At 72.1% G+C, this 12,867-nt stretch carries 12 protein-coding genes, 1 tRNA gene and 2 pseudogenes; 7 read left to right on the forward strand and 8 right to left on the reverse strand.

Going from position 1 to position 12,867, the window contains the following annotated elements; genetic code table 11:
- Positions 1–61: 61 nt before the first annotated feature.
- A complete protein-coding gene (locus ACIQ6R_RS32175; RefSeq protein ID WP_404225214.1) occupies positions 62–631 on the reverse strand; it encodes a TetR/AcrR family transcriptional regulator in 570 nt (189 codons plus the stop codon).
- Positions 632–724: 93 nt separating this feature from the next.
- Between ACIQ6R_RS32175 and ACIQ6R_RS32180 the strand changes: the two genes are divergently transcribed.
- Entirely contained in the window at positions 725–1,591 is an 867-nt protein-coding gene (locus tag ACIQ6R_RS32180) for a hypothetical protein (protein WP_404225216.1), read from the forward strand.
- Between the two features lie 51 nt (positions 1,592–1,642).
- On the opposite strand, the gene ACIQ6R_RS32185 is transcribed toward ACIQ6R_RS32180, so the two are convergent.
- Positions 1,643–1,717 (reverse strand) — tRNA-Leu (locus ACIQ6R_RS32185).
- Positions 1,718–1,760: 43 nt separating this feature from the next.
- Complete coding sequence (locus ACIQ6R_RS32190; RefSeq protein WP_404182911.1) at positions 1,761–2,969, reverse strand: Cmx/CmrA family chloramphenicol efflux MFS transporter; 1,209 nt, start codon at positions 2,967–2,969, stop codon at positions 1,761–1,763.
- A gap of 418 nt (positions 2,970–3,387) precedes the next feature.
- Here ACIQ6R_RS32190 and ACIQ6R_RS32195 point away from each other — a divergent pair, with 418 nt between their 5' ends.
- Genes ACIQ6R_RS32195 through ACIQ6R_RS32205 form a run of 3 tightly spaced genes read left to right on the forward strand, consistent with a single transcriptional unit; the run spans position 3,388 to position 6,511 of the window.
- Complete coding sequence (locus ACIQ6R_RS32195) at positions 3,388–4,734, forward strand: enolase C-terminal domain-like protein (RefSeq protein ID WP_404225218.1); 1,347 nt, start codon at positions 3,388–3,390, stop codon at positions 4,732–4,734.
- Positions 4,731–5,486 (forward strand): SDR family NAD(P)-dependent oxidoreductase, encoded by a 756-nt coding sequence (locus ACIQ6R_RS32200; protein WP_404225221.1) that lies wholly within the window; start codon positions 4,731–4,733, stop codon positions 5,484–5,486. Before ACIQ6R_RS32195 ends, ACIQ6R_RS32200 begins: the two co-directional genes overlap by 4 nt.
- Positions 5,487–5,518: 32 nt before the next feature.
- The gene (locus ACIQ6R_RS32205; RefSeq protein ID WP_404225421.1) at positions 5,519–6,511 is read left to right on the forward strand and encodes an aldo/keto reductase; all 993 of its coding nucleotides are present in this window, start codon (positions 5,519–5,521) and stop codon (positions 6,509–6,511) included.
- A gap of 8 nt (positions 6,512–6,519) precedes the next feature.
- Here ACIQ6R_RS32205 and ACIQ6R_RS32210 read toward each other — a convergent pair.
- Positions 6,520–6,672: pseudogene (locus ACIQ6R_RS32210) on the reverse strand (GntR family transcriptional regulator); the annotation flags it as partial.
- Positions 6,673–6,746: 74 nt separating this feature from the next.
- Positions 6,747–7,139: pseudogene (locus ACIQ6R_RS32215) on the reverse strand (CatB-related O-acetyltransferase); the annotation flags it as partial.
- A 110-nt stretch (positions 7,140–7,249) separates the two neighbouring features.
- Between ACIQ6R_RS32215 and ACIQ6R_RS32220 the strand changes: the two are divergent.
- The 3 genes from ACIQ6R_RS32220 to ACIQ6R_RS32230 are packed head-to-tail and all read left to right on the forward strand — an operon-like array spanning position 7,250 to position 9,645.
- A complete protein-coding gene (locus ACIQ6R_RS32220) occupies positions 7,250–8,458 on the forward strand; it encodes an MFS transporter (RefSeq protein ID WP_404225223.1) in 1,209 nt (402 codons plus the stop codon).
- A 37-nt stretch (positions 8,459–8,495) separates the two neighbouring features.
- Complete coding sequence (locus ACIQ6R_RS32225; protein WP_404225226.1) at positions 8,496–9,077, forward strand: sugar O-acetyltransferase; 582 nt, start codon at positions 8,496–8,498, stop codon at positions 9,075–9,077.
- Positions 9,078–9,087: 10 nt separating this feature from the next.
- Positions 9,088–9,645 (forward strand): TetR/AcrR family transcriptional regulator, encoded by a 558-nt coding sequence (locus ACIQ6R_RS32230; RefSeq protein ID WP_404225229.1) that lies wholly within the window; start codon positions 9,088–9,090, stop codon positions 9,643–9,645.
- A gap of 51 nt (positions 9,646–9,696) precedes the next feature.
- Here ACIQ6R_RS32230 and ACIQ6R_RS32235 read toward each other — a convergent pair whose 3' ends face one another.
- The 3 genes from ACIQ6R_RS32235 to ACIQ6R_RS32245 form a co-directional block, all read right to left on the reverse strand.
- Complete coding sequence (locus ACIQ6R_RS32235) at positions 9,697–9,939, reverse strand: hypothetical protein (protein ID WP_404225231.1); 243 nt, start codon at positions 9,937–9,939, stop codon at positions 9,697–9,699.
- A 122-nt stretch (positions 9,940–10,061) separates the two neighbouring features.
- On the reverse strand, positions 10,062–11,963 hold the full coding sequence (gene htpG / locus ACIQ6R_RS32240; RefSeq protein ID WP_404182455.1) for a molecular chaperone HtpG: 1,902 nt from the start codon (positions 11,961–11,963) through the stop codon (positions 10,062–10,064).
- A 229-nt stretch (positions 11,964–12,192) separates the two neighbouring features.
- Positions 12,193–12,792, reverse strand: coding sequence for a GNAT family N-acetyltransferase (locus ACIQ6R_RS32245; RefSeq protein ID WP_404225232.1), 600 nt, complete (start codon positions 12,790–12,792; stop codon positions 12,193–12,195).
- Positions 12,793–12,867: the final 75 nt, after the last annotated feature.

Raw genomic sequence — 12,867 nt, forward strand, 5'->3', positions numbered from 1 at the left:
CCGTCGTCCCCGCGGGTGCGGCACGTCCGCGGACGCGTGAGCTCGCCCGCGTGCATACGGCTCAGCCCGTCGCGGGGTCCCCGGCCGTCCGGACCGTGCCACCCGCCAGCGCCCGGAAGGTCTCTTCGGGGTCGCTCCCGCTCAGCAGTCCGTCGAGGTTGCGGGAGAGCAGCAGCGTCGCGAAGCCGTGGGCCATCGACCAGGCCGCCATGAATCCGAGGGCCGGATCGGCGCCGTGGCCCTCCACGGCCGTGCGAAGCCGGGTCCGCGTCCGCTCGCGCGCGGCGAGGAGCTCCGGGTCGTCCGTGCGCAGCAGTTCCGGCCGGAACATGACCTGGAAGTGCGCCGGGTGCGCGGTGGCGAAGCGCACGTACCGGACGCCCAGGTCACGCAGGTCCTCCGCCTCGCCGAGTGCGGCGGCCAGAAGGTCGTGCCCCTCGGCCGCGATGGCCGTGAGGAGGCCCGCGCGGTCCTTGAAGTGATGTGCGGGCGCGGCATGGGAGACGCCCGCCCGGCGGGCCAGGTCCCGCAGGGACAGGGCGGCCGGCCCCTCGGTGGCGATGACGTCCAGGGCCGCGGCGAGCACGGCCCGCCGCAGGTCTCCGTGATGGTAGGCGCGTTCGGGGGTCATGAGAGCAGGCTAACGCAATCTAGTCATTGACAAGACGGTGCGTCGACCAGCAATCTAGTCGATGTCAAGATGCGACGCGGGCAGAGGGACGACATGGATATCGACAACGGACGCGTACGGCAGATGTGGCACCTTCTGGAGCCGCTGCACGCCGTCGTCTACTACGCGCCGCAGGTCTTCGAGGAGACCCGCTCGCTCGGTTACGACACCCACGAGCGCTGGCCGAGTTACTTCCCCTTGCGGGCGGCGCCGCTCGGGGCGCCGGAGACCCGTCTGGTGACATCGGCGTTCTACAGCTTCAGCCCGCGCATGGTGGCCGAGCACATCCCGGCCGCCTGGGAGGTCGCCGCACCGGACAAGGTGCTCGCCGCCCGCGCGCGCGGCGTCGACCGGGCGTACACCGCGCTCATCGGGGATCGGACGGGCAGTCCCGATCTCTCTGAGGCCGCCGCGCTGGCCCGCCGGGCGGCGGAGGCCGCGCCCACCGGAGGCCGGCCGCTCGCCGCCGCCAATGCCGGGCTGCCTTGGCCCCATGAGCCGCATCTCGTGCTGTGGCAGGCCGCGACCATCCTGCGCGAGCACCGCGGCGACGGCCATCTCGCCGCTCTACTGACCGCGGGCCTCGACCCCGTGGAGGCGCTGGTGTCCTTCGCGGCGATCGGCGCGGCACCGGCCGGCGTCTTCGCGAGCCGCGGCTGGAGCGAGCACGAGTGGGCGGCGGCCCGCGAACGGATCTGCGCGAAAGGCCTGTTGGAGGCGGACGGCACCGCGACCGACGCGGGCCGCGCCTTGCGCGCCGAGGTCGAGCGCCGTACCGACGAACTGGCCGCCGCTCCCTGGCAGGCGCTCGGTGCCGAGGACACCGCGCGGCTCGCCGAACTCCTCGGCCCGGTCTGGCTGGACGTGCTGGGCTCCGGCTGGCTGCCCCGCGAGAACACCCTCGGCATCGGGAAGGTCTGACCGGGGCGGCGAGAAGGGGCGGGGAGACGAAAGGACCGGGCGGCGAAAAGGGGCGGGGCGGCCGGATTCGAACCGGCGTCCTCCGAGATGCTGTCGCGGCGCACTACCTCTGTGCTACGACCCCGCCTTGTCGATGATGATAATGAACGCTTCCGCGCTTCGGTAGGTGTCACACCCGCTGGGTCCGCTCCGCACCCGCGGGCTCGGTGGCCATGCCTCCCATGACGATGCGCGACCGGCTGTGCAACCGCAGCGAGACCGCGACGAAGGCGATAGCGACCAGAGTCATCGCCGCGCCCGCCCAGGCGGTGGCGGCGTAGCCGAGGCCCGCGTCGATCACCGTGCCGCCGAGCCACGGGCCGCCGGTGTTGCCCAGGTTGAAGGCGGCGGTCGTCGTCGCGCCGGCGAGGGTGGGCGCGGCGCCCGCGACGTTGAACATGCGGGCGTTGAGCGCCGGTGCCGTGTAGAAGGCCGAGACGCCGAGGAGCAGGGAGAGGGCGATCACGACGGCGGGGCTCGACGCGAACAGCGCCAGCGCGGCCAGCAGCACGGTCGAAGCGGTGATGCCGGAGAGCAGCACGCCGAACAGGTGGGCGTCCGCGACCCGGCCGCCGATCGTCGTGCCGATCAGCGCGCCGAGGCCGAACAGGGCCAGCACGGTCGGCACCCAGCCGTCCGCCAGCCCGGCCACGTCGGTGAGCAGCGGCGCGAGGTACGAGAAGGCACAGAACACGCCGCCGGCGGCGAGTGCGGTCGCGACGATGGACAGCCATACCTGGCGGTCGCGGTAGATCGCCAGCTCGCCCTTGAGCCGGGGGCGCCGCTCGGGCAGGGGGATGCGTGGGATCAGGGTCACCACGCCCACGAGCGCGACGGCGGACGCGGCGCCCACCGCCCAGAACGCGGACCGCCATCCCAGGTGCTCGCCGAGGAAGGCGCCCGCCGGGACACCGAGGACGTTGGCGATCGACAGTCCGCCGATCATCACGGCCATCGCCCGGGCGCGTGCGGTCCTCGGCACCATGGCGATGGCGACGGCGGCGCCCACCGCCCAGAATCCGGCACACGCCAGCGCGCTCACCACACGCGAGACGAAGAGCACCTCGTACGTCGTCGCCAGCGCGCCCGCGACCTGGCCGAGGCCGAACACCGAGATCAGCGCGACCAGCGTGATCTTCCGTGGCAGCCGCAGGGTCGCGACCGCGAGCAGGGGCGCGCCGACCACCATGCCGATCGCGAAGGCCGATATCAGCAGCCCGGCTCGGGGTATCGACACGTCCATGTCGTCGGCGATGGGCGGCAGCAGCCCGGAGAGCATGAACTCGCTCGTGCCGAGGGCGAATACGGACAGGCCGAGGATGTATACGGCGAGCGGCATGCGGGATGCCGGGGGCCGTGCGGAAGAGTCGGGCATGACAGGTGTCAACGAAGCGCTTCTTCCCGCCATTCCCGCACGGAGGCTCGTCTCACGATGCGGCGGGTCCGTGGCCGGGGTCGTGGCCGGACCCGTCGCCGGGACCGTGGGCCAATGCCGAACAGCCCGGCGTCCGCCTCGCCACCCCCGACGAGTTCGCCACCCTCGTCGCCGGTCTCCTGGAGCGGGCCGAGCACGAGTGATGGTCCACGCCACCTGACGCATCCTGGGGGATCCGTCGGCCCTGCGACTGGAAGTCGATCGACGCAAGCGTCTTGACGAGGTGATCGAAACAGCCAGACCATCAGGAGCGACAAGGTCCTACAAGATCCTATTGGATTTCAGCTCTCCGGTATTCCGATACTCCAGTGGGGATCCGACCATGGCCGCGGCGCGCATCACCGACGTCGACGTGATCGACATCCGATTCCCCACCTCACGCGAGTTCGACGGCTCCGACGCGATGAACCCCGACCCCGACTACTCGGCCGCGTACGTGGTCCTGCGGACCGACGCGGGTGACGGGCTGGAGGGCCATGCCTTCACGTTCACCATCGGGCGCGGCAACGACGTGCAGGCCGCGGCGACGGCGGCGCTGCGCGACCACGTCCTTGGCCTGTCTGTCGAAGCGGTGTGCGCCGATCCCGGGTCGGTCGGCCGGGCCCTGACCGGCGACAGCCAACTGCGCTGGCTCAGCCCGGAGAAGGGCGTGATGCACATGTCGATCGGCGCCGTGGTCAACGCGGTGTGGGACCTGGCGGCCAAGCGGGCGGGCAAACCGGTGTGGAAGCTGCTCGCCGACGCCGAACCGGAATGGCTCGCGGACCAGGTGGACTTCCGCTACATCGAGGACGCGCTCACCCGCGAGGAGGCCGTGGCGCTGCTCCGGCGGGGCAGGGCCGGTGCCGTCGAGCGTGAAGCCCGCCTGCTGGCGATCGGCTACCCGGCGTACACCACCTCCCCCGGCTGGCTCGGCTACTCCGACGAGAAGCTGGTCCGGCTCGCCGAGCAGGCGGTCGCCGACGGTTTCACGCAGATCAAGCTGAAGGTCGGTGCCGACCTCGTCGACGACGTCCGCAGGCTGCGCGCGGCGCGCGCGGCCGTCGGTCCCGACGTCAGGATCGCCGTCGACGCCAATCAGCGCTGGAACGTCGCGGAGGCCGTCGAGTGGACCAACGCACTGGCCCACCTGGCCCCGTACTGGGTCGAGGAGCCCACCAGCCCCGACGACATCCTCGGGCACGCGACCGTACGCAGGGGGGTCGCCCCGGTCAAGGTCGCCACCGGTGAGCACGTCCAGAACCGCGTCGTGTTCAAGCAACTGCTGCAGGCGGAGGCGATCGACGTGCTGCAGATCGACGCGACCCGGGTGGGCGGCGTCAACGAGAACCTGGCGATCCTGCTCCTCGCCGCCAAGTACGGCGTCCCGGTCTGCCCGCACGCCGGCGGCGTCGGCCTGTGCGAGCTGGTGCGCCATCTGTCGATGTTCGACTACGTGGCGCTGACCGGGACGACCGAGGACCGCATGATCGAGTACGTGGACCACCTGCACGAGCACTTCAAGGATCCCGTCACCGTCGCGAACGGGCACTACTCGGCGCCCACGGCACCCGGCTTCTCCTCGGAGATGCACGCCGCGTCGATCGCCGCCCATCGGTATCCGGACGGTTCCTTCTGGGTCGACGACGCCACCGATCTCGCCGAACGGCGGAAGGGTACGACCCGATGAGCGAACTCTCCGGGCTCAAAGCCCTGGTGACCGGCGGCGCGTCCGGCATCGGCAGGACCGCCGCCGCCCTGTTGGCCGCCCGCGGCGCCGACGTCGCCGTGCTGGACGTCGACCCGTCGGCCGTAGGCGAGCCCCTGCGCGGTTACCTCGCGGACGTGTCCGACGACGCCTCCGTGCGGTCCGCCGTCGCCACCGCCGCCGAGGACCTGGGCGGCGTCGACATCCTGGTCAACAACGCCGGCATCGGCGCGGTGGGAACGGTCGGGGACAACGACGACGCCGAGTGGCACCGGGTCCTCGACGTGAACGTCCTCGGCGTGGTCCGCACCACCCGCGCGGCACTGACCCATCTGCGTGCCTCCGCGCATGCCGCCGTCGTCAACACCTGCTCGATCGCGGCCACGGCCGGACTGCCGCAGCGCGCCCTGTACAGCGCGAGCAAGGGCGCGGTGCAGTCCCTGACGCTGGCCATGGCGGCGGACCACATACGGGAGGGCATCCGCGTCAACTGCGTCAACCCCGGTACGGCGGACACTCCCTGGATCGGCCGCCTCCTCGACCGGGCGGCGGACCCGGCCGCCGAGCGGGAGGCGCTCGTCGCCCGGCAGCCCATGGGCCGGCTGGTCACGGCCGAGGAGGTCGCGGCGGCCATCGTGTACCTGGCGAGCCCGGCCGCCGCCTCGGTCACGGGCACCGCGCTCGCCGTGGACGGCGGCATGCAGGGGCTGCGGTTGCGGCCGGAGGCGCGGTGACGCGCCCGGACCCGAGCGGTGCGTGCCCGCCGCTGCCCAGCCGCGCCCTCGGCCGGAGTGACGTCCGCGTCACCGCCCTCGGTTTCGGCGCCGCGGCCGTCGCCGGTCTCTACGAGGACGTGGGCGAGGAGGAGGCCGCGGCAGCCGTGGACGCCGCCTGGGCAGCGGGCGTCCGCTACTTCGACACCGCCCCGCACTACGGCGTCGGTCTGTCGGAACGCAGACTGGGCGAGGCCCTCAGGGGCAGGCCCCGGGACGGCTTCACCCTGTCCACCAAGGTGGGCCGGGTACTCGTGCCCCACGACGGCGGCGGGGACGACCGCGCCCACGGCTTCGCCGTACCGGCCACCCACCGGCGGCGGTGGGACTTCAGCGCCGACGGGGTGCGCCGCTCGCTGGAGGACAGCCTCACCCGCCTCGGGTTCGACCGCGTCGACCTGGTCCTGCTGCACGATCCCGACGACCACGAGGAGCAGGTGTTCCGGGAGGCCTACCCGGCGTTGGAGGACTTGCGGTCGCAGGGGGTCGTACGGGCGATCGGCGCGGGAATGAACCAGACCCGGATGCTGACGCGCTTCCTGGAGGACACGGACGTCGACGCCGTGCTGTGCGCGGGGCGCTACACCCTTCTGGAGCAGGGCGCGTTGGACGCCCTGCTGCCCACCGCGGTGGCGGCCGGCAAGAGCGTGGTCGTCGGCGGCGTGTTCAACTCCGGGCTGCTGGCCGATCCGTCGCCGGGTGCCACGTACGACTACGCGGCCGCTCCCGCGCACCTCCTGCGCCGGGCCGTGCGGATGCGCGACGTCACCGAGTCGTGGGGAGTGCCGTTGCGTGCGGCCGCGCTGCGTTTCCCCTTCGGGCATCCGGCGGTCGCCTCCGTCCTCGTGGGGGCGCGATCGGCCGCCCAGGTCCGGGACGCGACCGAGCAGTTCCACCGGCCCGTCCCCGACGCCGTGTGGGAGGGGCTGCGGACGCGGGGCCTGCTGCCCGGTGAGGTGCCGGTGCCGGCCGGGCACGAGTCCTGAGCGCGTGGTCATCCTGGTCCGAGCCGGCCGAGGCGGCGCTCCAGGCTGTGGGTGAGGCGGTCCGCCATCGCCTCGGCGGCGCGTTCGGGCCTGCGGCGCGGGATCGCGCGGACCACCCGCTCGTGCTCCGCGAGGGTCGGGGCGCCCTCGCCCCGGCCGCGTCGTCGGAGACGGACGGGTCGTGTGCCGGCATCCGGGTCTCCTCAGTGCGCTGTGCGTCACGGCGGGCGCCAGTTCAACGAGGCGGGGCGGCCGCTTCGAGGACGGCGACGGTGCCCGACATGATGGTCCGCACATGCTCGGTGATGTGGTCCGCCGGCCAGTCCCACCAGGCCACCGCGAGCAGCCGGGCGACGTCCTCGTCGCCGTAGCGGGTGCGGATGAGCCGGGCGGGGTTGCCGCCGACGATCCCGTAGTCGGGCACGTCCTGGGTGACCACGGAGGCAGCGCCGATGATCGCCCCGTGTCCGATCCGTACGCCGGGCAGGACCGCCGCGCCGTGGCCGAACCAGACGTCGTTCCCCACGACCGTGTCACCCCGGTTCGGCAGGCCGGTGAGCAGGTCGAAGTGCTCGGACCAGGAACCGCCCATGGTGGGGAACGGGAAGGTGGAGGGGCCGTCCATCCTCGGGATCGCGTGTGGTCGATCGGCACGCACCATGGTCCTCGCGACACGGCTCGCGGGACGGCGGATTTTCGGAGTGTACGTTCGTACGCTTGCACCTGTAGGCTCCGCGCATGACTGTTGACGTACTGCGTCGGCCCGCCCTGGCCGAACGGCGGGCTCGGGTGGCCGTCGCCGTGCTGTTCTTCACCAACGGGGCCCTGTTCGCCAACCTCCTGCCGAGGTATCCGCAGATCAAGGCCGACCTCGGGATCGGCAACGCGGCCTACGGGCTCGCCGTGGCGGCGTTCCCGGCCGGCGCCATCGCGGCCGGACTCGCGGCCGGGATACTCGTCCGCCGGTTCGGCTCGGCACGGGTGGCGGTCGGCGGCACGCTGCTGACCGGGGTGGGGATCCTCGCCGCCGGTCTGGCGGACTCGGTGGTGCTGTTCGCGGGCGCCCTGTTCCTGGCCGGAGCGGCGGACGCGTTCACCGACGTCGCGCAGAACGCCCACGGTCTGCGGGTGCAGCGCCGTTACGGACGCTCCATCATCAACTCCTTCCACGCCATCTGGTCCATCGGCGCGGTCACCGGTGGGTCCATGGCCGCCGGCGCGATAGCTCTCGACGTCCCGCGGGGCGGTCACCTGCTGTTCTCCGCCGTGGTGTTCGCGGTCGCGGCGTGCGTCGCCCTGCGGTTCTGCCTGCCCGGCCCCGAGACCGAACCGGACGGGGAGCCCGACGCCGAGGGCCGGGCGCCGCGGCCGACGGGGAACCCGGTACCGGGACCGCGTACGAGCTACGTACTCACCGCGCTCGTCCTCATCGCCACGGCCGGCACGCTCGTCGAGGACGCGGGCAGTTCCTGGGCCACCCTCTACCTCTCCGACTCGCTGCACGCGTCGGTGGCGTTGGCTGCCTCCGGCTATGTCGCCCTGGTCGGGGCGCAGTTCGTCGGCCGGCTGATCGGTGACCGGCTCGTGGACCGGTTCGGTCAGCGCGCGGTGGCCCGCTCCGGCGCTCTCGTCGCCGCGGCCGGCATGGGTCTGGCGCTGGCCGTGCCGACGGTGCCCGGGACGATCCTCGGGTTCGCCGCGGCCGGCTTCGGGGTGGCGACCCTGGTACCGGCCGCCATGCACGAGGCCGACGAGCTGCCCGGCCTGAAGCCCGGCTCCGGCCTGACCATCGTCTCCTGGCTCATGCGGCTGGGGTTCCTGCTCTCCCCACCGATCGTGGGGCTGATCGCCGACGCGTCGAGCCTGCGGGTGGGGCTGCTGGTGGTGCCGTTCGCCGGGCTCCTCGTGCTCCTGCTCGCCGGAGTGCTGCGGCCCCGGCGACGGTGAGTGTACGTTCGTACGCTTCAAGGGTAGGATCGTGCGCATGCCGACGGACCACTTCGCGCAGGACCCCCGCACGAACCTCGAACGCATGGAGGCGGGTGACCTCTACATCGCCGACGATCCCGAGATCGCCCGCAGGCAGCAGCAGGCCGTGCGGCTTGCCGCCCGCTACCAGGCCGCGTACGTGGAGGACGCGGAGGCCGCGCGGCCGATCCTCGTGGAACTGCTCGGCTCCGTGGGCGCCGAGGCCCACGTGCGGCCACCCCTGTACGTCGACTACGGCAGCAACATCACGATCGGCGCGCGCACCTTCGTCAACTACAACCTGACCGCGCTGGACGTCGCGGCGATCACCATCGGCGAGGACTGCCAGATCGGGCCGGGCGTCCAGTTGCTCACCCCCACGCATCCCGTGGAGGCCGGGCCACGGCGGGACAAGCTGGAGGCCGCCCGGCCCATCACCATCGGCGACAACGTCTGGCTGGGCGGGGGCGCCGTCGTCCTGCCCGGCGTGACCATCGGCGACAACGCCGTCATCGGCGCCGGAGCGGTCGTCACGAAGGACGTGCCCGCGAACGTCGTGGCCGTCGGCAACCCCGCCCGGCCGGTGCGGAAGGTGTAAGCCTCTTCCCATGGCAACCGGACACACGGATCCGCAGCGGCGTGAACGCATCATCGCCGCCACGCTCGACCTGATCGCCGAGGAGGGCATCGCGCGCGTCTCCCACCGGAAGATCGCCACGCGCGCCGGGGTTCCCCTGGGTTCGATGACGTACCACTTCAGCGGCATCGAGGAGCTGCTGCGGGAGGCGTTCGGCCGCTTCACCGACCACATCGTCGCCGTGTTCGACGCCCACCTCGGCGCGGCGGCCGACCGCGACCAGGCCCGGGCGGCGGTCGCCGACCTCGTACACGAACTGTCCGAGGGGAGCCAGCGGGACCTGGTGCTCACCCAGGAGCTGTACACCCTCGCCGCGCGGCAGCCGGCCTACCGGGAACTCACCCACGAGTGGATGCGCCGCAGTCGCGTCCACCTGGAGAAGCACTTCGACCCGGACACGGCCCGCCAGCTCGACGCCCTCATCGAGGGCCTGACGCTGCACCGCGCGCTGGCCCGTGAGCCCCACGGGCGGGCCCTCACCGCGGAGGCCATCACCCGCGTCACCACCACGGCCCGGCGCGCCCCTTAGCCGCCCGTGCGGCACAGGCCTGACCCCTGTGCCGCACGGGCACCCCCTGTGTCAGCAGGCGCCGTCGCCCGGTTTGAGGTTGCCCAGCGCGCCCGCTCCGAGCACGGCCAGAGCGAGGGCACCGGCAGCGAGCGGCCAGGAGCCGCGGACGGCGCGGACCGCCGCACCGCGCGCCGAGGGCACCGCCCCGAGAGGCGGTGGGCACACCGCGTTCACGTCCTTGGTGACACCGTCGACCCGGTTGGTGAACCCGGTACCGGCTTCCGGGTCCAGGCCGCCGAGGCGGGCGATCACCTGGCCCCGGCCGGGGAGGCGTGCCGGGGAGGCGCACCCGGGGAGCGGGCAGGGCTCCCCGGGGGCGACGTGAGGCCCCGGAAGCAGGCGACCGCTCCGGGGCCCCACACGGGTCGGCGTGGCTACAGCGTGCGCTCCAGACGGTCCGCCACCAGCTTCACGAAGCGGGCCGGCTCCTTCGGCCGGCCTCCCTCACCGAGTACCGCCAGGGCGTGCAGCAGTTCGGCGGTCTCGGTCAGTTCCGTCCGGTCCTGCTGTTCCGTGTACGCCCGCTTCAGGGACTTCACCAACTGGTGCTCCGGGTTGAGTTCGAGGATCCGCTTGGCGTGGGGGACCTCCTGGCCCATGGCCCGGTACATGTTCTCCAGCGCGGGCGTGAGCTCGTTCGCGTCGGAGACGACACAGGCCGGGGAGACCGTGAGGCGGGAGGAGAGACGAACCTCCTTGACGTCCTCGCCCAGGTGCTCCGTCATCCAGCCGAGCAGCCCGGCGTACTCCTCGCTCTGCGCGTCCTTCTCGGCGTCGCTCTTCTCGTCCTCCGTGCCGCCGAGGTCGATCTCGCCCTTGGCCACCGAGCGCAGCGGCTTGCCGTCGTACTCCCCCACCGCGTCGACCCAGACCTCGTCCACGGCGTCGGTCAGCAGCAGCACCTCGACACCCTTGGCCCGGAACGCCTCCATGTGCGGGGAGTTCTCGATGGCCTGCCGGGACTCGCCCGTCATGAAGTAGATGTCGTCCTGGCCGTCCTTCATCCGCTCCACGTAACTCTTCAGCGTGGTCGGCTCGTCGGCGTCGTGCGTGCTCGCGAACGAGCAGGCGGCGAGGATCGCGTCCCGGTTGTCGGCGTCGGTCACCAGCCCCTCCTTCAGGACGGCGCCGAACTCCCGCCAGAACGTGGCGTAGCGGTCCGGCGCGGACGCCATCAGGTCCTTGACCGTGGCCAGGACCTTCTTGGTCAGGCGGCGCTGGATCATGCGGATGTGGCGGTCCTGCTGGAGGATCTCGCGGGAGACGTTGAGCGAGAGGTCCTGCGCGTCGACGACGCCCTTGACGAAGCGGAGGTAGGGCTGCAGCAGTTCCTCGCAGTCGTCCATGATGAAGACGCGCTTCACATAGAGCTGTACGCCGCGCTGGTAGCCCTGGGTGAACAGGTCGTGCGGAGCGTGCGAGGGCACGAACAGCAGGGCCTGGTACTCGAAGGTGCCCTCCGCCTGGAGCCGGATCGTCTCCAGCGGCTCGCGCCAGTCGTGGGCGATGTGCTTGTACAGCTCGTGGTACTCGTCCTCGGACACCTCGTCGCGGGGACGCGCCCACAGGGCCTTCATCGAGTTGAGCGTCTCGGCCTCGCGCGCCTCGGCGCCGTCCTCGGCCGGCTCCGGCAGCAGGCGGATCGGCCACGTGATGAAGTCCGAGTACCGCTTGACGATCTCCTTGATCTTCCACGCGGAGGTGTAGTCATGGAGCTGGTTCTCGGCGTCCGCCGGCTTCAGGTGGAGGGTGACGGAGGTCCCCTGCGGCGCCTCGGCGACCTTCTCCAGGGTGTACGTGCCCTCGCCGCGCGACGTCCAGCGGGTGCCCTCGGTCTCACCGGCGCGCCGGGTCACCAGGGTGACCTCGTCCGCCACCATGAAGCCCGAGTAGAAGCCGACGCCGAACTGGCCGATGAGCCCGTCGGCCCCGGCGGCGTCCTTGGCCTCGCGCAGCTCCTCCAGGAACTTGGCCGTGCCCGAGTTGGCGATGGTGCCGATGAGGTGCGTGACCTCGTCGTACGACATCCCGATGCCGTTGTCCCGCACGGTGAGGGTACGGGCCTCCTTGTCGACGTCGAGCTCGATGTGGAGGTCGGTCACGTCGACGTCGGGAGTGTCGTCCCGCAGGGCGGCCAGGCGCAGCTTGTCCAGCGCGTCGGAGGCGTTGGAGACGAGCTCGCGCAGGAAGACATCCTTGTTCGAGTAGACGGAGTGAATCATCAGCTGCAGGAGCTGACGCGCCTCTACCTGGAACTCAAACGTTTCGGTCGTCATGGCTGTTGGGTACCTCACAGGTCCTCGGTCGTCTGCACTGGCGGAAGTCACTCTAGAACAGCCCGGGTTCCCATCGCCGCCGGTCAGCCGTCCTCCGGTACGGCGGGCCTCCGCCGCCCGGTCCGTCCTCGAAGAGGGGCCGCACCGGCTCCAGGTGCGGCACCGACAGCGCGCCTGGCGGTCGGCGGACCAGGCCGCCCCCACGGCGGAGGTCGACGCCCGCGCTCGCTCAGCGGCCGGGCTCTCGGAGCATGCACCAGGTCAGCGGGCCGTCGTCCGGAAGGCTCACCTCCGCCGTCACTTCGAAGCCGAGACGTTCGTAGAACCGTACGTTGCCCGCCTCCGAGGTCTCCAGGAAGACGGGGAAACCCGCGCGCTCGGCCGCCTCCAGGCCGGGCCGGAGCACGGCGGTGCCCAGACCGGCGCGCTGGGCCCGCGGGTCCACGCCCACGGTGGCGAGGAACCACACCGGGCCACTCGGGCGGTGCGGCGCCAGCGCGCGCTCGGCGGACTCCAGGGCCACCGCCCGGTCGCCCGCCAGCTCGGCCACCTGGGGGCCGACCTCGGCGAAGGCGGGCCCCGGATCCCGCTCCGGGGTCGTCCAGGCGGCGACGGCACGGCAGTCATCGGTGACCCAGGCGCGTCCGTACACCATCGCGACCCGCACCAGGAACAGCTCCTGGAAGCGACGCACCCTTTCCTGGTGGTCGTCGGCCGCGACCACGTGCCGGGTGAAGGGATAGTCCGCGAAGGCGCGGGCCAGGGTCCCCACGGCGGCGGGTACGTCGTCGTGGGTCGCCTGGCGCACCCGATGCGCGGGGTGGGGCACGGTGTTCCTCCGAGTTCCGCGGGGGCAGAAACATGTCGTCGACAAAGATGATCTTGCCTTGTCGGCACATCCTCA

The organism is Streptomyces sp. NPDC096048 (assembly GCF_044763415.1).
GTDB lineage: Bacteria > Actinomycetota > Actinomycetes > Streptomycetales > Streptomycetaceae > Streptomyces.

Excerpts from the sequence above, each read along its gene's own strand:
- ACIQ6R_RS32200 (WP_404225221.1), top strand. The coding sequence starts at position 4,731 with ATGAGCGAACTCTCCGGGCTCAAAGCCCTGGTGACCGGCGGCGCGTCC.
- ACIQ6R_RS32195 (WP_404225218.1), top strand. The coding sequence starts at position 3,388 with ATGGCCGCGGCGCGCATCACCGACGTCGACGTGATCGACATCCGATTC.
- ACIQ6R_RS32190 (WP_404182911.1), bottom strand. The coding sequence starts at position 2,969 with ATGCCGCTCGCCGTATACATCCTCGGCCTGTCCGTATTCGCCCTCGGC.
- ACIQ6R_RS32175 (WP_404225214.1), bottom strand. The coding sequence starts at position 631 with ATGACCCCCGAACGCGCCTACCATCACGGAGACCTGCGGCGGGCCGTG.
- htpG (WP_404182455.1), bottom strand. The coding sequence starts at position 11,963 with ATGACGACCGAAACGTTTGAGTTCCAGGTAGAGGCGCGTCAGCTCCTG.
- ACIQ6R_RS32180 (WP_404225216.1), top strand. The coding sequence starts at position 725 with ATGGATATCGACAACGGACGCGTACGGCAGATGTGGCACCTTCTGGAG.
- ACIQ6R_RS32230 (WP_404225229.1), top strand. The coding sequence starts at position 9,088 with ATGGCAACCGGACACACGGATCCGCAGCGGCGTGAACGCATCATCGCC.
- ACIQ6R_RS32220 (WP_404225223.1), top strand. The coding sequence starts at position 7,250 with ATGACTGTTGACGTACTGCGTCGGCCCGCCCTGGCCGAACGGCGGGCT.
- ACIQ6R_RS32225 (WP_404225226.1), top strand. The coding sequence starts at position 8,496 with ATGCCGACGGACCACTTCGCGCAGGACCCCCGCACGAACCTCGAACGC.